We start from the raw sequence: 270 nt of genomic DNA, 5'->3' as shown, positions 1-270 counted from the left end.
CACCGATGCTGCGCAAGTATGTTTCGTTCAGCGCTGCCGCACGCTGGGAGGCGCGCTGCAGGCGCCGCTGAAGTCCGCGGTTTTCCGCCAGCAGCGCAGACAGTTCGGTGACCCGTTCTTTGAGATCCTTGCGCTGCGCCTCGATCGTGCGGCTACCCCGGAACACCAGAACGGAGAGAACAAGGAAAAAGGTCGCCGTGAGGGCGGCGACGGCGCCCCAGCTCCGGAGCCTGGCATGCGCCAGACTATCGCCCAGGCCTTCGGCTGTCT

At 65.6% G+C, this 270-nt stretch carries 1 pseudogene; it reads right to left on the bottom strand.

Annotation, left to right across the window (positions count from 1 at the left end):
* Window positions 1-270 (bottom strand): annotated as a pseudogene (locus EOD29_RS31960) (sensor histidine kinase); the annotation flags it as partial.

Origin of the sequence: Mesorhizobium sp. M1A.T.Ca.IN.004.03.1.1 (assembly GCF_003997555.1) — a bacterium.
GTDB lineage: Bacteria > Pseudomonadota > Alphaproteobacteria > Rhizobiales > Rhizobiaceae > Mesorhizobium.
The sequence above is the reverse complement of the archived record's forward strand: the minus strand, read 5'-3'. Positions and strand labels throughout refer to the sequence as shown.